This is a genomic window from Pseudoalteromonas sp. MMG010 (assembly GCF_018100905.1).
Lineage (GTDB): Bacteria > Pseudomonadota > Gammaproteobacteria > Enterobacterales > Alteromonadaceae > Pseudoalteromonas.
In genome coordinates this window covers 93767-113685 of record NZ_JAGJEG010000010.1, presented here as the reverse complement: position 1 = coordinate 113685, position 19919 = coordinate 93767, and the positions used below count along the sequence as shown (strand labels likewise).

The following is a 19919-nucleotide window of genomic DNA, read 5'->3' as shown; positions in this document are numbered from 1 at the left end:
CTGTTGATAACTTAGTTATTTGGCTTTTAAACCAGGTGTAATATATGTTTATTAAGCCTAAAAACAAAAAGCACCTTATATAAGGTGCTTTATGAGGTCTCGAACTATTAGCTTCGATTAGTACAATATACTATATAGCTTACGGCGATACTTAGCCGCTAGTGCATCTCCATCTGGTAGCGATGCAATCACGGCTAAAAAGCGTGCTTTACTATCACTAAAGTTCAAATCGTTTTTAAGGATAGTAAAAAGCACTTCTAATGCTTCTTCTTTTCGTCCTGCTTCATCTAGCAATTCACTTAACTGCTCTTTAAGTGATAAGTCATTAGGGTTTTGCTCCACCAGCAGTTGCTTCTCTTTTATTTCTGGAGAATCTTTTGCTTCAAGTGCTGCATCGCATTTTGCTTTTATATTGTTAAAGTAAGCATCTTGTGCTGTTTCTTCTATGGTATTTAATAATGCCTGCGCTTCATCGACTTTATGTATTTGAATACAGATATCAGCTAAGACTAATTTTATACGTGCATTCGTATTATCGATCTCGTATGCCTGCTTTGCATAATTAAAGGCTGCATTTAGATCTGTTTTTAATAATGCTTGTTTGGCTTGTTCTAAAAGTATGTCTTGCTGTGCAGGTAAATGCTTTGCTAGTGCTTCATTTATTTGTGACTCTGTTTGTACCCCTGCTAATAAGTCAACTGGTGCAGAGTCTTTTAATAACACTAAGGTTGGTAATGTTTGTAACCCGACTTGTTGTGCTAGCTGACCTGCAAGTGCTTGTTCAGCATCACAGTCTAAGTTGGCAATAACGATATGGTCACTATATTGCGCTGCTAACTTATCTAAAATTGCTGTCTGACCAATACATTCAGGGCTTTGCGGTGAAAAAAAGTTAAGCAGTACTAACTTTTGTTGTGATGTTTCTCCAAGCACTTGTTGTAAGTTTTGCGCGTTCAGATTAACTATATTGCTCATTGAATTGATTGCCATCTTAAATTATTTAGGGTTTTATATGGTGGTAAACTAAATAATAACAAGTCATTACTTAAAACTACAAAATATAAAGGTATAAAATGAAATATAATTTATTCGCGACTGCGATGCTATTTACCAGCTCTTTTTCTAATGCCCAGTCATTACCTTTAGATTTAACAAGCACCATGCCTGAAATTGAAAAGTTCTACCTTGATTTACACCAATCTCCTGAGCTTTCATTACATGAGCAGGTAACAGGAAGGAAAATTGCAGATAGATTAGCTCAGTTAGGCTTTAGTGTTACAAGCAATGTTGGCGGTTATGGTGTGATAGGCATTTACAAAAATGGTGATGGCCCGACTGTAATGATTCGTACAGATACCGATGGTTTACCTATTACTGAACAAACAGGTAAACCCTACGCATCTAAAGTCAGTGTCATAAATGAGCATGGTACTAAGGTAGGCGTAATGCATGGTTGTGGACATGATATTCATATGAGCTCTTTTATTGGCACCGCTGAACAGTTAATTACTCATAAAGATAAATGGCAAGGTACGTTAATGATGGTTGCTCAACCAGCTGAAGAAGTGGGAGCGGGTGCCAAAGCAATGTTAAAAGAGGGATTATTTAGTAAATACGCAAAACCTGATCATATCGTAGCACTTCATGTGAGCGCCAATGTACCTGCTGGTAAAGTGGCCCTAAAAAATGAATACACTATGGCAAGTGTTGATTCAGTTGATATTGCTATAAAAGGAAAAGGTGGTCATGGCGCGTACCCTCATACGACTATTGATCCCGTGGTGCTTGCAGCGCGCTCTGTTTTAGCTATTCAAACAATTACCAGCCGAGAACTTTCTCCTTTAGAGCCTTCTGTTATTACTGTTGGCTCTATACACGGCGGCTCTAAACATAATGTAATTTCTGATGAAGTAAAATTACAATTAACATTACGTAGTTATAACCCGGCAGTACGCACAGCACAAATATCAGCCCTTAAACGTATTACAGCCGGCATTGCACAAAGCGCCGGATTAGAAGAGTCGCTTTACCCAACAGTACACGTACACGAAGAGGAGTCTATCCCCTCTACATATAATGACCCAGCACAAACAAATTTAGTAAGAAATGCCATTGAAGGTGCTATTGGTAAAAACAACGTACTCGATACTCAAGCTGTTATGGCGGGTGAAGATTTTGGTTTATACGGTAGAACCGAAGATAATATTCCTATCACTTTATTTTGGCTTGGTGGCGTTAATCCATCACAATATGCCGACGCAAAGAAAAACAATAGAGTGTTACCTTCATTACATTCAAGTCAGTTTGCTCCTGATTATAAAATAGCGATTCCAACGGGCATAAATGCAATGACTCATGCTGCGGTGGCACTATTTAACTAACCTATTTGAGCCCTGGGCTATTAAGTATCAGGGCTTTTATGTAAAGTACTCTAAACACCCTACATTTTATTATGTTGTAAAACCTATTTTTTATAGTGAATTATTCAGTGTTAGTTAATCTTATCTAGTTTAACAATAAGCTAATTTTGTCATATTTTTCAATAACACATACTTACTTTATTACTCTTTGGCATTTAAAGCTCACTTACAAAATTTGTGGGATAAGCGGCCTATAAATAAAATGTGAGCTTTAGTAGTATATAAATATTAAATTAAATAAATGAGTATGTATTAGGCCGTGTAAGCAAACCTAACCGCAATCATAAACTTTTAACATGGAGATAGAATCATGATTACATTTACCGTCAATGGTCAAGTTCGTGAGTTTTCAGGAGATCCTACAACGCCTGTACTTTGGTATTTACGGGATGAATTACAGTTAACAGGTCCAAAGTTTGGTTGTGGTATGGCGCAATGTGGTGCATGCACTATTCACCTTGATGGCGTGGCACAGCGCTCATGTATATTACCCATTGCAGCAATTGCAGGTCTTAAAATAACAACGATTGAAGGCTTAAGTGATGATGGCGATCATCCTGTGCAAAAAGCATGGCTTGAACATAAAGTACCGCAATGTGGATTTTGCCAATGTGGACAAATGATGCAAGCAGCGAGTTTACTTGCGAGTAATCCAACACCAAGCGATGACGAAATAGTGCAAAATATGTCGGGCAATATTTGTCGATGCGGCACCTACCCTCGAATCCATAAAGCAATTAAATCGGCCTCAAAAGCAATGGCGGGTGTTGAGTATTATGTGCCTGAAGAAGGTGAAACAGTATGAGCCAATATTTTGATTTAACCCGACGTCGTTTTTTAAAATCAACAGCGGCAGTAGGAGCCTTAGTCGTTGGTACCTGTTTTACGGGTGCTGCTCCTAGAGTCATGGCTGGGGTTTTAGCTCAACCTGACGATTCAGCAAAAACGGCAAATTTATTTGTAGCGCTACGTCCCGATGGTATTGTTGAAATTACGTGTCATCGCTCAGAAATGGGCCAACAGATCCGCACAGCGATTGCGCAAATTGTAGCTGACGAAATGGAAGCGGCTTGGGACAAAGTGGTTGTTATCCAAGGTAAGGGCGACCCTAGGTATGGAGATCAAAATACCGATGGTTCGCGAAGTATTCGTTATAATATGCAGCGCTTACGAGAAATGGGAGCGAGTGTTCGTTATCTTATGCGCCAAGCTGCTGCAACACGTTGGGGGGTATCAATAGATTCATGTTCAGCTGAGCAACATACTGTAAGCCATAGCTCGGGTAAATCGTTTACTTATGCACAATTAGTTAATGACGCATTAGCTATTACCCCGCCAGAGACAGATAAAATCCCACTTAAAAATCGCAGTGAATGGCGCTATATCAATACGGCAATGGCGCATATTGATTTAAAAGACTTAGTCACTGGTAAAGCGACGTTTGCTGCCGATGTGCTTGAACCCAAAGCTTTAATTGCTATGGTCGTACGTCCACCCGTTGTTGGGGGCACAGTTAAAAACGTTGATGCCAAAGCAGCAAAAGCGATAGACGGTGTGGTTGATATTTTAGAGATCCCGGCTCCCACAGGTGCACCTTTGTTTCAGCCTAAAGGAGGTGTTGCTATTGTCGCTAAAAACACTTGGGCTGCTATAAAAGCACGTAGAGTATTATCGGTGACTTGGGATGATGGTAAAAACGGTGATTATAATTCAGAAGAATTTAAAGCCAACTTACTTGCCACTGTAGCGGAACCACAAGCATCTGTTAGAGAGCTAGGTGATGCAGTTAACATTTTAGCCAAGGCTAACGACAAATTAGTTGCTGATTATTATGCGCCACATTTAACTCAAGCTCCTATGGAACCACCTTGTGCAACTGCAATGTATTATAAAGACCGTGTAGATGTATGGGCAGCAACACAAAACCCACAAGCCGATATGAGCACAGTTGCTGCAATTGTCGGAATGAAAAAAGAGCAAATTAATGTTCATGTCACGATGCTAGGTGGCGGATTTGGTCGAAAATCAAAACCCGACTTTTCAGCTGAAGCCGCGTATATTTCAATGAAAACTGGACAGCCTATTCGTGTTCAATGGACACGAGAGGACGATATACAACATAGTTTTTACCATGCTGTATCTGCGCAACATATTGAAGCATCATTTGATAAAAACGGCGCTATTGAAGCATACCTTCATCGTACTGCATTTTCGCCTATGGCCTCTACATTCCAAGAGAACGCAACAAAAGCAATGAGTGTAGAGTTACGTTTAGGGTTCACCGACAACCCTATCAATACACCCAACATGAAATTAGAAAACGGTGAAGCACCTGGTAAAGCACGAATCGGCTGGATGCGTTCGGTATCAAATATTTTTCATGCTTTCGCTATCCAATCGTTCATTGCTGAAGCCGCGCATAAAGCAGGACGCGATCAAAAAGATTACTTACTTGAAACCATAGGCCCAGATCGCATCATAGATGTTACAAAGCAACATGCAACATACGATAATTACGGCGGTGATAAAGCCTTATACCCATTAGATATTTCTCGATTACGTCAGGTCATCGAAAAAGTAGCGAAAATGAGTAAATGGGGTAGAAAGCTTCCTAAAGGTCGTGGTTTAGGTATCGCAGCGCATAGAAGCTTTTTAACCTATGTAGCCACCGTCGTTGAAGTAGAAGTATCGGATACAGGCGACCTTAAAATTATTAAATCATGGGCAAGTATTGATGCAGGCACTGTGGTTAATACCGATACTGTCATCAATCAAGTGCAAGGTGGATCTATCTACGGCATTACCGCAGCCATAAGTGAAGGGATCACTTTTGACAAAGGCCGTGTACAACAAAGTAATTTTCATGATTACCGCGTACCTCGTATGAACGATGCTCCACTTGAAATTGACGTAGAAATAATTCAAAGCGATGCACCACCCGCTGGTGTAGGCGAACCGGCAACACCGGTTTACGCGCCCGCTTTGTGTAATGCTATTTTTGCCGCTTGCGGTAAACGTATTCGACAATTACCCATTGGTAATCAGTTAACAGCTTAGTGTTACTACTCTTTTCGCCTATTGGCTAATACTTAGCCTTTAGGCGAAATAGCACTTAAAATGCAAAGTCAGTTATTAATATAATGTAGTTTAAGTCGTACTAAGTATTAAAAAACCATCACTATCTTCTATTATTTACGAGCAACCTTAATACATGCAATCAGCCAATACTCTTGATACCCATGACGTACTTTCTGCTTGGCAAAATCATCACTCAAAAAGTATATGGGCAATGGCGATTATTGTTGATTGCCAAGGACATAGTTATCGTAAACGTGGCGCCTTTACATTGATAAACCAAGAAGGTGAACAATTAGGCGTACTCAGTGGCGGGTGCCTTGAGGCCGATATACGATTAATGGCACGAAAATGCCTATCGTTACAAAAAATAATGACTAAAGAATATGATGGCACAGACGAAAATGATGCCTCATACCAAATGGGCTGCGGTGGCATTGTATGGATTAAATTTATTCCCCTTAACGAGCACAATAATTATTTAAATCTACGTGAAGTACTCCACCAACTAGAACAACGAGAAAACGTGATTTACGGGTTAGATTATAATACTCAAGAAAATAGTATTTGTAGCTACGTTAATAGCCATCATCAAGCACAGCTTAATGTTGAAATAATGCCTAAAGTTCACTTATTAATTTGTGGTGGTGGTAAAGATGCGACTCCGGTTTGTGATTTTGCAAAACAACTAGGTTGGCAAGTATCGGTGTGGGACCCAAGAGCTGCTTATGCCAATAAAAACGACTTTATAAATGCTGATACAATAATAAAGCTGTCACACACAAAATTAGGGCATTATGCAAACACGCAAAAGGTGAATTTTTCTGTACTTATGTCGCACAGTTTAGAGCTAGATGCACTGGCATTAGCTAGTTTGGCTAATAGTGACATTAAACACATCGCACTTTTAGGGCCTAAAAAAAGATTTAACGAAGTGGTTGTTAAATGTGCACTCGAAACATCAGCAATAAAACCAATTATCTCGGGGCCTGCTGGGTTAGATATCGGTGGCGAATTACCCACTAGCATTGCATTATCTATTGTGGCTAAATTTCATGCTATTGCATTTAACAAGCCCTCGTGAGCTGTTTTTCGATATCTAGCTGCTCAAGCGTATCGATATCAATCTCAGCATTAGGGAGCGCAACGGTGCTTACATTAGATGACGATTTAATGATCTGTCTCGCCCCTTTATCTCCTTGTAGATTTAATAACAGTGAAAAATAAGCTCGAGGAAATATAGCGGGTATTCCCTGATGCTGAGCATATTGAGCGCATACAATTTGCGATACATTCTTATGCCATTTATCGATTACAGATTGAATATCGTGTGTCGTAATATGTATTTGATCAACCGTTGCAAACATTATCCCAGCACTATCTTTAGCGCAATGAGCCAAGGCCGCTTTAATAGAACTCGACATCCCTTTTTGCCAGTCGGGATTAAACACCACTGAATACTCTTTTGACTGTGCGTTTAAATGTCGATTAACAGCCTGTTGATGTGCACCAGTAATAACAAGAAGCTCGCAGTTTATTGAATTAAATAGGTCAATACTTCGTTGTAGTAAGGTTTTTTCCTGAAAATAAGCTAATTGCTTAGCAGAGCCAAACCGAGAAGCTTTACCCGCAGCAAGTATTGCAATAGTAAGCTTAGGCTGTTGTTTTACTATCTCATCCACTTTATAGCTTCCTTGGTTTTACAAATAATTAAACCTTATTGTACTGTGTATTAAAATCTTATTTTGATTTTTTATAAGCTGTTTTTTTACCTCGTTTAGCAAAACGTTTTTTAACTGACGTTTTGGGTAACTGAGTAAAAACTTGATTATCGCAATGAGCCGCTTGCTCTACAAATTCATTTAAATCCTGTAAAAGCGGCTGTAAAAACTGCTGATAGCTCATTTTTTTATCCGCAATATCACTTAAACTCGATTCCCATTTTGCCGTTAAATCAGGGCTAGCAAGCCCTTCAGGTAATACACTAATTAAAGCATGTCCGGTTTCAGTTGCTTTAATTAACTTCCCTTCTCGTTTTAAAAATCGGCGTTTAAATAATAATTCGATAATACCAGCCCGTGTTGCTTCGGTGCCTAGGCCGTCGGTATCTTTCAATATTTTTTTTATTTGTGGATTTTTAACATAACGGCTAATCCCCGTCATTGCACTAAGCAACGTCGCATCATTAAAATAAGCAGGCGCAGTCGTTTGTTTCTCAACGACCTCTCCTTTATTGCAGGTCAGCGCCATTCCTTTTGCTAAAGGCGGTAAGCTCATTTCCTGATTAAGTTCAGACTTACCCATTAAGGCTTTAAAACCGAGGCTCACTTCTTGTTTTGCATTCGTTTTAAATAACCCGCCCGCTATTTCAACTTCAACTTTTGTTTCGTTATAAACATATTCAGGATAAAACTGGATTAAATAATGACGGCTTATTAACTGATAAATTTTGGCTTCATCGCTACTTAAACTCACCGTTTTTAATTGTTTGGCTGTTGGAACAATTGCATGGTGAGCAGCCACTTTACTATCGTTAAAACACTTACTGCGCTTTGTGGTATCAGCGGCGTTAATATGCTCTACACTTTGCCCATTGTTCACTGCCATTGCTTTTAAAATCGCTTTAGCATCGTGGTGATGATCTTTAGGAAGATAGCGATTATCTGAGCGTGGATATGTAATTAATTTGTGCCGCTCATAGAGAGCTTGGCAAGTATCCAACACTTTTTGTGCAGGCATTGAAAATGCTTTAGCTGCATCTATTTGCAATGCCGATAAATTATAAGGTAATGGCGGGCTCTGTTTTTTTTGTTTTTGCTCAAGTTCAATTATCTGCCCTGGCTGTTGAGTAATTCGCGATGCTACATTTTGTGCTAACGCTTTATTAATTACCCGACCTTCTTCATCTTGGTGTGGTTCACACGCTTTACTTGGCGACCATTTCGCTTTAAAACTATGTTGTTCAGGGGTCACTAAATGCGCCATCACTTCATAAAATGGTTTCGCTACAAAGTTAGCAATTTCCTTATCTCGATTAACCACTAAACCTAAAATAGGTGTTTGCACCCGGCCAACCGATAAAACATTACCAAACCCTGCTTTTTGACCTGCTAATGTATAAGCTCGTGTTAAGTTCATTCCAAATAACCAATCGGCACGTGAGCGCGCAAGTGCCGATACACTTAGTGGAACAAAATCACGATTGGCTCGCATTTGTGTGAGTGACTTTTTAACGGCTATTAAATTTAAATCACTAATAAGTAAGCGTTCAATCGTATTTTTTTTACTCTGGCTTAGTTTTACTTGTCCGATTACTTCATCGACCAAAAGCTGGCCTTCACGATCAGGGTCACCGGCATGTACTAATGTTGATGCTTGTTTTATCAACTTTTTTAACACGGTAAGCTGTTTGCGGGTTTTCGTTTTCGCTTTTAATTGCCATTCAGTGGGAATAATAGGAAGGTGTTCAAATTGCCATTTTTTAAAACGTTCATCGTAGTCATCGGGTTCTGCTTGCTCTAATAAGTGACCAATACACCAAGAAACACAGTCTCCATTAGCTAGCTCTATATAACCATCATGCTTTTTATGTGGTTTAGGAAGTGCATCTGCAATAGCTCTTCCTAATGATGGTTTTTCTGCAATATATAATTTCATAACATAGCCAATCACTGTTTATATAAACAGTAGTTTAGCATAGCAATTTATTTGCTGCACCTCACATTAAGGTGCAACAAATATTATTTTACAGTGATAGGGTCCGATTCTTTTGCTTTACCTTGCAGTATTGATATTTCAACACGACGGTTTCTGCGTCGATCCTCATCGGTCACATTAGGTACTAGCGGGCGTGTTTCTGCTCGTCCTACAACCATCATTCGTGTTTTATCAAAGCCATTAACCGCTTGAAGCTCTGTTGCAACAGCAACCGCTCGTTTTGACGACAAATCCCAGTTATTAGTATATAACTCGTTCGATACTTGAAAGTCATCAGTATGCCCCGACACGGTAATTTCACCCGGTACATCTTTTAATAGCTCACCGATATCTTGGATAATAGGTTTAAATTTAGGTTGTAAAAATGCACTTCCCGATGGGAATGAGCCATTTTCTCTAATCCTAATAATTATTTGCTGACCAAGTGATTCAAGTTCAATCGCACCATCAATAATCTGCTTTTCTAATTGTTGCGCTATTTTTTTAACTAACTCGTTAGTTTGCTCTTGCTCGGCCGCCGATGTAGCTTGTTCAGCCGATACTTCTTGCGAGGTACTGCGCGATTCGCCGCCTCGTTTATCGCCGCGTTGCTCTTGTCGGCCACCAGCAGAGCTTTCATCACCCGCTTGAAACTCAAGCATTTGTTGGGTCATTTCTACGGTTTGTTGTTGAATCGTTTCTATGGGAGTGGGCTCAGGTTTACCTGGGGTAAATTCCATAGCAATAACCGAGGTCCCTTTTGGAATATCTTTTACTTCAATTTTATTTTGTACACCAAATGCAAATTTCATTGAACCTGCAATTTGTTTAAATTTAAGTACGTCCATTTCCGAAAAAGCGAGTAAGAGTACAAAAAAGCACATTAGCAGTGACATTAAATCTGCAAAAGTTCCCATCCAAGCAGGTAAACCTGGTGGTGGGCATTTACACTCTTCAGACATAATTACTCCTCGGTATCTACTTTGCGTTTAGACTCAGCTAAGTAATTTTTCAAAATACCTTCTATTACTTTAGGGTTTTGACCATCTTGAATACCTAAAATAGCATCTAATATCAAACGCTGATTCATCGCTTCTTCTTCTTTACGAAGCTCAAGTTTTACCTGAATAGGAATAGCAATAACGTTAGCTAAAAACGCACCATATAAAGTGGTTAAAAGTGCAACCGCCATAGCGGGTCCAATCGCTTTTGGATCATCCATGTTTGAAAGCATCGCAACCAAACCAATCAGGGTGCCTATCATGCCCATTGCAGGGGCGATATCAGCAAGTGATTTAAATAATCCGGCACCGAGTTCGTGTCGTGTTGAAGTTAAAGTAATATCTTTTTGTAATGTAGCGCGAACAACATCTGCATCATGCCCATCTACTAACATATCAACCCCTTTTCGCATAAACGGGTTGGGAATTTCAGCTTCTTCTAAGGCTAAAAAACCGCCTTTACGCGCAGAGTCTGCAAGTTCTACTGCTTTTTCAATTAACTCATCGGGGGATTCAATTTTAAACATGAATGCTTTAGCACACACTTTACCTATACCTAAAAATTGAGATAAAGTGAAATTAGATAAAACAATAAATAAAGAGCCGCCAAATACGATAACACTAGAAGGTGCATCAGCAAACATGCCCATTTCGCCACTACTACTCATAAACATGGATACGACGATCAGGCCTACAGCCCCTAATATCCCAATAATGGTTGCTAAATCCACATTCCCTCCAAAGATTTTATACTTTGTTATTTAAATTCTTAATATAGAGTATATATCGGCAAGATATTGAAATACTTAAGCCATTTATAAATAAAAAAGATAATTCATGCACTGTTAATATATTAGACCAAGTTGGATTTATAACCTAGCAGTGACTGATGTAAACTTTATTTTTAATGAAAACAGCTTAAAAAAATCACTTTCTCAGTACAATCTGGCCTGTTTAAGCATGATTATAGCTAAAAACATGCATCTCCCTTTGACCTAGTTTAGCATTCCCCCTAAAATTGCCTCTTAATTTAAAACGAAAGCTGAAATATGTATGGCAACTAAAAAACCTGAAAACTTAAGTTTCGAACAAGCATTATCAGAACTATCTACAATTGTTGCCCAAATGGAGCAAGGTGATTTATCGCTAGAGCAGTCGTTAAAACAATTTGAACGAGGTATCGCATTAGCGAATGCTTCATCAAATAAATTACAGCAAGCAGAACAAAAAGTATCAATATTAATGGGCAATAACGAAAAGTCGGCGCTCACTGATTTTGATAATGACATGGAATAATTGTGAGCATTAAAGTAAAAATAAAAGACGCTCAACAGGCGGTTGAACACACCTTAAATCACTATTTTGAACAGCAGCATAATACTGATAAAAAAATCAAAGAAGCAACGCATTATAGTTTGTTAAATGGTGGAAAAAGACTTCGGCCTTTTTTAGTTTATGCTACAGGTGAAATGCTTGGCGCAAATCGACACGATCTCCATGTACTAGCCGCTGCTATTGAATGCATTCATAGCTACTCATTGGTGCATGATGATCTCCCGGCAATGGATGATGATGATTTACGCAGAGGTCGCCCTACTTGTCACATCGTGTATGGCGAAGCACAAGCTATTTTAGCAGGCGATGCTTTGCAAACATTAGCGTTTGAGCTCATTGCAACGCATTCATTTTCGTGTAGTGCAGCAACCCAGTTAAAAATGATTGCACATTTAGCTCACGCTGCAGGACTTGAAGGCATGGTTGGCGGACAAGGGCTCGATATTGCAGCGACTGATAAAACGATTTGTCTTGAAGAGCTTGAGCGAATTCATAAGCTAAAAACAGGGGCATTAATTAATAGTGCGATCACCTTAGGTGCCTTATGTAGTGAGAATGTCGATCAGCACACCTTAGATAATTTAGCTGTATTTGGCTATGCTATTGGTTTAGCGTTTCAAGTCCAAGATGACATATTAGATGTTGAGGGTGATACGAGCATACTTGGTAAACCACAAGGCTCAGATTTAGCTGCGAATAAAGCGACATACCCCGCATTATTAGGTATGCTAGGCGCTAAAGAAAAAGCGCAGAGCTTAATAGAACAAGCTCATACTGCACTTAATAATATTAATGCCGATACCAGTACACTGGCAGCATTAGCAGATTACTTAATTGAACGCGATCATTAATCGCGGCACACACATAATTAGTACCGACAACATGACTGAGCATTATCACTTTATTTAAACTTTAAGGTAATGCTAGCGAAGGATATATACAAAGCCATGACACTTGATAGTAGCAAGTATCCATTACTTACTTTGGTTGACGAACCAAAACAATTGCGTGAATTAGCGCAAAATAAACTCCCTGCATTTAGCAATGAGTTACGCGATTACTTACTAAACTCTGTCTCTCAAAGTAGTGGTCATTTAGCGTCTGGTTTAGGAACAGTTGAGCTCACAGTAGCTTTGCATTATGTTTATAATACCCCAGAAGATCGCATCGTATGGGATGTAGGCCACCAAGCTTATCCACATAAGATACTCACTGGACGTCGTGATTTAATGCACTCAATTCGTCAAAAAGATGGATTGCACCCTTTCCCATTTCGTGAAGAAAGTGAATACGATACATTTAGTGTTGGTCATTCAAGTACCTCTATATCAGCTGCTTTAGGTATGTCTATTGCGGCTCAAAAAGAAGGTAAAAACCGTAAAGCGGTCGCTGTTATTGGTGATGGTGCGATTACCGCAGGTATGGCCTTTGAAGCAATGAACCACCTCGGTGATGTAAAATCAGATATGTTGATTATTCTGAACGACAACGAAATGTCAATTTCGGAAAATGTTGGTGCATTAACCAATCATTTTGCGCGTATATTATCTGGTAGCTTCTATACAAACATTCGTGAAGGTAGCAAAAAGTTACTTTCAGGTGTCCCCCCAGTCAAAGAACTCGCAAGTAAAGTCGAAGAGCACCTTAAAGGTATGGTCATACCTGGCACATTTTTCGAAGAGCTTGGCCTTAATTATATTGGCCCCATCGATGGCCATGACGTTAACATGTTAGTTGATACATTGCGTAATATGCGAAACCTAAAAGGGCCGCAACTATTGCATATAAAAACGCAAAAAGGAAAAGGCTATAAACCAGCTGAAGCGGATCCTATTGGTTATCATGGGGTACCGAAGTTTGACCCTAGTATAGCAAGTTTACCTAAATCAAAACCCGGCGCTGCTACATTTTCAAAAGTATTTGGTCAGTGGCTATGCGATACCGCCAAGCAAGATAGTAAACTAATGGCCATTACCCCAGCGATGCGAGAAGGCTCTGGCATGGTTGAGTTTTCAAAACACTACCCCGAACAATACTTTGACGTTGCAATTGCAGAGCAACATGCCGTTACACTTGCTGCGGGTTTTGCTTGTGAAGGACTAAAGCCTGTTGTAGCCATATACTCTAGCTTTTTACAACGCGCTTACGATCAACTTATCCACGATGTCGCATTACAAAATCTGCCGGTATTATTTGCTATTGACCGCGCAGGCATTGTTGGTGCCGATGGTGAAACTCATCAAGGAGCTTATGATTTAAGCTTTATGCGCTGTATCCCTAATATGGTCATTATGGCACCTAGCAGTACCAACGAATGCCGTCATATGCTTCATACAGGTTACAACGCAAATTGCCCTGTTGCCGTACGCTACCCAAGAGGAAGTGCAGGCAATGATGAAATTCAAAGTGAAATGAAAAACCTTGAAATAGGTAAAGCACAAGTAGTAAAAACAGGTAATCACGTTGCAATCCTTTCATTTGGTACATTACTTGAAAATGCCCAACTGGCTGCTAACGAGCTTAATGCGACTTTAGTCAATATGCGCTTTATTAAACCACTTGATTTGAGCTTGCTCGATGAATTAATACAAAGCCATGATGCTATTATCACATTAGAAGATAATGCCATTGCCGGTGGTGCAGGCTCTGCTGTAAACGAATACTTAGCGACTAAAAAAGCCCAACTATCTATTTTAAACTTAGGGATACCAGATGAGTTCATCAAACACGGTACCCAAGATCAAATGCACGATGAAATGGGGTTAAGTGAACAAGGAATTTTAGCCGCTATTAAGTCATTTATTAACGATTAAAAGTTTATTTATTAAAAAAGGAGCATATTGCTCCTTTTTTAAGGTCCTTCGATTAATACCTACAGCGTTAACGCATTGATACTTTAAATTTGGCTAAACCATTACTTTGTAAAATACCTAACTGTTGGTCAACGTTAGAGTTTTGTTCAAACTCAAATGCATCAAGTTTATCATCAAAGGTAATTGTAGCTACGCCATCCCCCCCACGTTTTTTAACTTGATGTAACGAGATATCGGCTAAGTTAATCGATGTTTCCCAGCCAATAACTTGTCCTCCTAATAAAGGAAGCGGATAAAAAGACCAGCCTAATGAAGCCGTAATATTTGTACTTTTTCCATTTGGAAGCTGAAATGAATGAAGCCCGATTGCCTGACAAAGTTCAGCTGCATAATCGTTAATAAGATTACATTTAAAATCGCGTAGCAATAATAAAAACTCATCGCCACTCCAACGCGCAACATAATCAGAGCCTTGCGTACGAGAGTTCAATAACGCAGCCATTTGTTGCAAACAACTATCACCCGCAATGGGGCCATATGCATCATTAATGCGACTAAAGTTATCTAAATTAATTATCATAAGCACTAACGATTTACCCTGCGCTTGCAACGATTGCGAATTACGTTGAAAGTGCTCAATATCTTTAGGTAATTGATCAAACAAAAAGCGTCGGCTACGAAGCCCTGTTAGCTCATCTGAGTGACTCACTAATTTAAGCTGAGAGTTAACCTGATTAAGCTTATCGTTAGCTTGTCTTAGCTCTAAGGTACGCTCTGTAATAAGCCCCTCTAAAGCCTCTTGTTTACGACGCTCTTGTGCTCTAAACACCCAAAAAATCAAATAAATTAGTACAATAATACTGCTAGTAATGAGCAACCTAAAATAAATCGTTTCATCAAAGCGCTCTGGAAGCTCAAAAGCGAATTCTTCTTGTTGCGCACTATCCCAATCTTCACCTTGACGCTTTGCCTCTAATTGAAACAAGAATGCACCCGGTGGCAAATTAGTATAAATAGCTTCTCGTCGCGTATTTGCATAACGCCACTCGCTATCCAAGCCACTTAATTTATAACGAAACTCAATACTCGAAGGAGCGTAATAATCAATAGCCGTATATTTTAAAGTAATATCTCGCTCATTAGTTTGTAACTGAGGGTCAGAGTCATAGCCAACAATAGGTAAGTTACGTGTAGGCGTGGTGATCATTTCGACTTGAGGTTTTAAGGCCGTCGATCCAAATAATGCGATATCCGTTGGTATTTCAACTAAGCCTTGTAAACTGGGATACCACATTGATCCCTCTATATTTACAACTGAATCATGGCCTAAGCCACTACAACACTGGCTAGCTTTACCATCTAATTGACGATCGAACGATGAAATAACTTCTTCTACACGTAAACTTTCAATCTCAGTGTTAAATTGCTCCACAGGCATCCGATAAACGCCTTTCATGGTGCTTACCCATACCTGCTTTTGCTTTTTATCGTACTCTAAACTAAATATCGAACCATAAGGTAAGCCATTTGCTGCATCGAGTTGACGCCACTGCCCCTCGTTACTTCGATAGAATAAACCATCGTTTAATGAACCAATTAAAATTCCTACGCCATCAATATGTAATACGCTGGTGACATAGGCTGTATCTAACGAGGTTTGATCACCGACCTTCTCAATACCTCTATCGGTAAAATAATATGCCCCTTTACTGGTACCTATTACGCCGAAATTTATTTCATCTAAAACATAGGTAATAAACTTACTACCCAAAAAAGCATTGTAAGCAAAAGGCGTTAACCCAGCATAACTCAAACGATATAAACCACGCCCGGTTCCAATCCAAAACCCGCCTTTACTTGAGCGACTGATCGCAAAAACAGGATTGTCTCGAAGTGCTCTACCTGGGACTGTATACAAAGTTTCATTTTCATAAAAAAACAGCCCTCGTCCGGTTGCAATATATAACCGTGTTCCATCCCATTGTAAGTCATGCACCGAAGCTCGATTATATTGCTGGCTCGGTATTTTATTAATAAACTTTTCGTTTTCATCGAAATAACCAATACCACTGGTATTAGCAACCCACAGTTTTTTATCTGGAGCTTGATTAATTACCATCACGACTTCACGCTTTTGAGATTCATCAGTATGGCGTTTAATGTGGCCTTCATGTGCAAGCCATAACCCTTCACTAAAGCTGGCAAGCCACACATTCTCTTGATTATCTCTATATATATCGGCAAACCAAATACTTTGATCTAATTGGCTTGGTTCAACCCACTGCCACTGTCCTGTTTTATCGCGAAATAATAAACGCCCATACGTCGATACCCACAACCCCCCATCGGTATCACTCATAAACTTATAAACAGCTGAATTATTGGTATTAGGCAAAGGGAATGGGCGTAGCTCATCATCTAGATCTAAAAAGTATGCACCTAACTCAGACGCGATATATAATTTTCCGTTTAGAAATGATAAGTCATGCACAATAGTCTGCGCCAAACGTTCTGGTAACGTTACTTTAGCAGTTAGTTCTAAACGTAATTTAGAAAAGTCTGAAGAGCTTTGCGTTAAGCGAAGTAAATGGCGGTCGTTAACAAGCCAAATTCCTTCGGGTGATAATGCAACCTGACTGACCGACCCTACAATTTGTGTGATCACTGTTGCATTAGTAATACCTATGGGCTGGTCATTGTATTGTTTTAAATTTATTTGCCCAGAATCAACATAATACAGACCGTTTGCCGCTATCCAAATCCCTCCTTTAGCATCTTCTAAAATATCTCGAATAGGGCCTTTTATATTAAATTTTTGAGCGCTGAAGGTGGCAGGGTTAATAACCGAAATTCCATTTTTAGTACCAATCCATAACAAGCCATTATCTGAAATAAGTAGCTTGTTTATGCCGTTACTGGGAATGAAATGGCTATTTTGGGTATTAAAATTAGTAAAGGTTGTACCATCAAAACGACTTAACCCAAATTGGGTTGCGAGCCACATATAGCCTTGTTTATCTTGCACTACACTTTTAAGTGATTGAGAAGGTAAGCCGTTTTGAATATTCCATTGCTTAACTACATAATCGGTAATCGACGCACTACTTGGTGTACTGCACATTAACAGTATACAAACCAAAATAAATCGCATCATATTATCGCCACCTAGTAATTAAAAAATTTAAACAGGTATATAACCTGCTTTGATTAATGCTTGCAAACAAATCAATGAAAAAAAGCCCGCTAAAATATCATCAGCCATAATGCCTAAACCACCATGCACCCGCTTATCAAGCATACGGATTGGTCCCGGTTTAGCAATATCAAAAAAGCGAAATAATATAAAACCAACAACTAATGCCTGCCAACTCAGTGCTGCACCAATCATTGTGATGTAATAACCAGCCACTTCATCCCATACAATAGCAGGATGATCGTGAACGCCTAAATCATCAGCCGTTTTTCCACATGCCCAAATACCAAACACACTAATCACAACGGCAAACACAAGTTGTAACCATAAAGGATAATGTTGGGTAATAAAAATAAAAGGCAATGCAGCAAAAGTACCAAAGGTACCTGGAGCAAATGGGGCAAGGCCCGTACCAAAACCTAAACCAAAAAATTGGTGAGGTTTTTTTAAGTTAAACTTCTTCGCCTGGCTCAAACTGGCTCCTTGGTAAAATGCTCAAAACCTTGTGGCTGGAAATCAAATTTTTCACCTTGATTAAACAACTCAATATCACCATTTCCACTTTTTATTTGACCGATACATGTAGCAGTCACACCGTATTGACTCAATTTAATATCAACCATACCTTTTTTACTATCAGGTACGGTAAAAATTAACTCATAATCATCGCCATAATTTAATATGAAAGGTAATTGCTGTTCAAAGTTCAATGTATCTTGTATTGCGTCAGAGGTTGGGATTTGATCTATATGAATCTCAGCCGATACGCCCGATAGTGCTAAAATATGCGATAAATCGGCAAGCAACCCATCAGACACATCAATAGCAGAAGATGCAATTCCCCTGAGCACCTGTCCGGCAGCAACCCGAGGAGTAGGAAAATCAAATCGTTGATTTAAATAGCTTTGATGTTTTTGATCAACCGCAATACCTTGTTTACGAGATTCGATTGCAAGCCCGGCATCTCCCAATGGACCCGTAACATATATCCAATCACCAACCTTTGCACCACCGCGACGAAGCGCCATATTATTAGGCACAATACCTTTGGCACAGATAGTAATCGTTAATGGACCTTGTGTGGTGTCACCACCAATAATTTGAACATTAAAGTACTCTGCAATTTCATGCATCCCCTCAGCAAACTCTTCAAGCCAGTAAGGGTCTGTACTTGGTAATGTTAACGCCACAGAAATCCAGGTTGGTTCAGCGCCCATAGCCGCTAAATCACTTAAATTTACAGCAACCACTCTGTGACCCAAAGCTCTAGGAGCAATATCATCAAAAAAGTGTACACCGGCAACTAACGTGTCTGTTGTTACCGCTAATTGACAATGTTCCGGTACCGTCACCAAAGCACAATCATCACCAATACCTAAATTAACATCACGACGAATAATGCCGCGACCTTTAAAGTATCGATTAATTAATTCAAATTCCTTCATACACAAAAAAGCCGGCCTACGCCGGCTCTCCTTATTGCAGTTGTTTTACTTACGTAAAAATTTAACTGCTTTATCAAGTACACCATTAACGAACTTATGGCTATCTTCTGCACCAAAAATCTTGGCCAGTTCAATCCCTTCGTTAATAGCAACTTTATAAGGTACATCTTCACGAAATTTAAGCTCATAGCTGCTTAAACGCAATATTGCACGCTCAACCATATCTAAGTCGTCAAACGGACGTGTTAAGTGTGGAGATACAGCTTCGTCTAATTGCGCGTGATTTACGGCAACGCCTCGTGCTAAATCTTTAAAGTATTCCACATCAATTTTAGTCACATCGTTTTCGATCAACATTTGTTGTTCGATATCGGCAATTGCATTGCCACTTAATTGCCAAGAATAAACGGCCTGAAGTGCTAAGATACGTGCTTTACGTCTTGCTGCTGGTTTCACAAAAATTCCTTAAACTTAAATTTTATCTAACACATTAACCATTTCAAGCGCACCTAAAGCAGCTTCGCCGCCTTTGTTACCCATTTTGGTACCTGCGCGCTCAATTGCTTGCTCTATGCTTTCGGTAGTTAATACGCCAAATGCAACCGGGATATCATACTCTAGCGATACATTGGCAAGGCCTTTGTTAGATTCGCCAGCGACAAGATCAAAGTGTGGAGTACCCCCTCTGATCACAACGCCTAATGCGATGATTGCATCATACTCTTTTTTTGCTGCAACACGCTTAGCTGCTAAAGGTAACTCAACAGCACCAGGTACATAAACAACGGTAATATCGTCATCAGATACACCACCAGTACGTTTTAGCTCATCAACAGCACCTTCTAATAAGCTACTACCAATAAAGTCATTAAAACGAGAAATAACAATGGCAAACTTTTTACCCGGTGCGTATTTATTACCTTCAATAATTTTCATTCGTT

Annotated in this window: 17 protein-coding genes; 7 read left to right on the top strand and 10 right to left on the bottom strand. The window is 39.4% G+C overall.

Going from position 1 to position 19919, the window contains the following annotated elements; translation table 11 throughout:
- Window positions 1-117 precede the first annotated feature (117 nt).
- A complete protein-coding gene (locus tag J8L70_RS11830) occupies window positions 118-975 on the bottom strand; it encodes a tetratricopeptide repeat protein (RefSeq protein ID WP_211055793.1) in 858 nt (285 codons plus the stop codon).
- A gap of 125 nt (window positions 976-1100) precedes the next feature.
- Between J8L70_RS11830 and J8L70_RS11825 the strand changes: the two genes are divergently transcribed.
- The 4 genes from J8L70_RS11825 to J8L70_RS11810 all read left to right on the top strand — a co-directional run bounded on the left by J8L70_RS11825 (window position 1101) and on the right by J8L70_RS11810 (window position 6579).
- Entirely contained in the window at window positions 1101-2381 is a 1281-nt protein-coding gene (locus J8L70_RS11825) for an amidohydrolase (RefSeq protein ID WP_247664803.1), read from the top strand.
- A gap of 349 nt (window positions 2382-2730) precedes the next feature.
- The gene (locus J8L70_RS11820) at window positions 2731-3225 is read left to right on the top strand and encodes a (2Fe-2S)-binding protein (RefSeq protein ID WP_211055791.1); all 495 of its coding nucleotides are present in this window, start codon (window positions 2731-2733) and stop codon (window positions 3223-3225) included.
- Entirely contained in the window at window positions 3222-5477 is a 2256-nt protein-coding gene (locus J8L70_RS11815; protein WP_211055790.1) for a molybdopterin cofactor-binding domain-containing protein, read from the top strand. The genes J8L70_RS11820 and J8L70_RS11815 overlap by 4 nt, the downstream gene beginning before the upstream one ends.
- Before the next feature lie 154 nt (window positions 5478-5631).
- Window positions 5632-6579 carry an XdhC/CoxI family protein gene (locus tag J8L70_RS11810; RefSeq protein ID WP_211055789.1) on the top strand — a complete coding sequence of 316 codons (948 nt, stop codon included), beginning with the start codon at window positions 5632-5634 and terminating at the stop codon, window positions 6577-6579.
- Here J8L70_RS11810 and J8L70_RS11805 read toward each other — a convergent pair.
- The 4 genes from J8L70_RS11805 to pomA form a co-directional block, all read right to left on the bottom strand.
- On the bottom strand, window positions 6563-7177 hold the full coding sequence (locus tag J8L70_RS11805; protein ID WP_211055788.1) for a nucleotidyltransferase family protein: 615 nt from the start codon (window positions 7175-7177) through the stop codon (window positions 6563-6565). The two genes, J8L70_RS11810 and J8L70_RS11805, sit on opposite strands and share 17 nt — an antisense overlap.
- A gap of 58 nt (window positions 7178-7235) precedes the next feature.
- The gene (locus J8L70_RS11800) at window positions 7236-9152 is read right to left on the bottom strand and encodes a DNA topoisomerase III (protein WP_211055787.1); all 1917 of its coding nucleotides are present in this window, start codon (window positions 9150-9152) and stop codon (window positions 7236-7238) included.
- 83 nt (window positions 9153-9235) lie between these two features.
- Entirely contained in the window at window positions 9236-10156 is a 921-nt protein-coding gene (locus tag J8L70_RS11795) for a flagellar motor protein MotB (RefSeq protein ID WP_211055797.1), read from the bottom strand.
- Complete coding sequence (gene pomA, locus J8L70_RS11790) at window positions 10156-10923, bottom strand: flagellar motor protein PomA (protein ID WP_211055786.1); 768 nt, start codon at window positions 10921-10923, stop codon at window positions 10156-10158. Before pomA ends, J8L70_RS11795 begins: the two co-directional genes overlap by 1 nt.
- A 322-nt stretch (window positions 10924-11245) precedes the next feature.
- Between pomA and xseB the strand changes: the two genes are divergently transcribed.
- The 3 genes from xseB (at window position 11246) to dxs (ending at window position 14340) form a co-directional block, all read left to right on the top strand.
- The gene (gene xseB, locus J8L70_RS11785; RefSeq protein WP_211055785.1) at window positions 11246-11488 is read left to right on the top strand and encodes an exodeoxyribonuclease VII small subunit; all 243 of its coding nucleotides are present in this window, start codon (window positions 11246-11248) and stop codon (window positions 11486-11488) included.
- Window positions 11489-11490: 2 nt separating this feature from the next.
- Window positions 11491-12378 carry a (2E,6E)-farnesyl diphosphate synthase gene (gene ispA, locus J8L70_RS11780; protein WP_211055784.1) on the top strand — a complete coding sequence of 296 codons (888 nt, stop codon included), beginning with the start codon at window positions 11491-11493 and terminating at the stop codon, window positions 12376-12378.
- A gap of 96 nt (window positions 12379-12474) precedes the next feature.
- Window positions 12475-14340 carry a 1-deoxy-D-xylulose-5-phosphate synthase gene (gene dxs, locus J8L70_RS11775; protein WP_211055783.1) on the top strand — a complete coding sequence of 622 codons (1866 nt, stop codon included), beginning with the start codon at window positions 12475-12477 and terminating at the stop codon, window positions 14338-14340.
- Between the two features lie 67 nt (window positions 14341-14407).
- Here dxs and J8L70_RS11770 read toward each other — a convergent pair whose 3' ends face one another.
- The 5 genes from J8L70_RS11770 to ribE are packed head-to-tail and all read right to left on the bottom strand — an operon-like array spanning window position 14408 to window position 19914.
- A complete protein-coding gene (locus J8L70_RS11770; RefSeq protein WP_211055782.1) occupies window positions 14408-17494 on the bottom strand; it encodes a ligand-binding sensor domain-containing diguanylate cyclase in 3087 nt (1028 codons plus the stop codon).
- 27 nt (window positions 17495-17521) lie between these two features.
- A complete protein-coding gene (locus J8L70_RS11765; RefSeq protein WP_211055781.1) occupies window positions 17522-18007 on the bottom strand; it encodes a phosphatidylglycerophosphatase A in 486 nt (161 codons plus the stop codon).
- Window positions 18004-18978, bottom strand: coding sequence for a thiamine-phosphate kinase (thiL, locus tag J8L70_RS11760; protein WP_211055780.1), 975 nt, complete (start codon window positions 18976-18978; stop codon window positions 18004-18006). The genes J8L70_RS11765 and thiL overlap by 4 nt, the downstream gene beginning before the upstream one ends.
- A gap of 45 nt (window positions 18979-19023) precedes the next feature.
- On the bottom strand, window positions 19024-19434 hold the full coding sequence (gene nusB, locus J8L70_RS11755) for a transcription antitermination factor NusB (RefSeq protein WP_211055779.1): 411 nt from the start codon (window positions 19432-19434) through the stop codon (window positions 19024-19026).
- Between the two features lie 15 nt (window positions 19435-19449).
- Window positions 19450-19914 (bottom strand): 6,7-dimethyl-8-ribityllumazine synthase, encoded by a 465-nt coding sequence (gene ribE, locus J8L70_RS11750; RefSeq protein WP_058548010.1) that lies wholly within the window; start codon window positions 19912-19914, stop codon window positions 19450-19452.
- Window positions 19915-19919 lie beyond the last annotated feature (5 nt).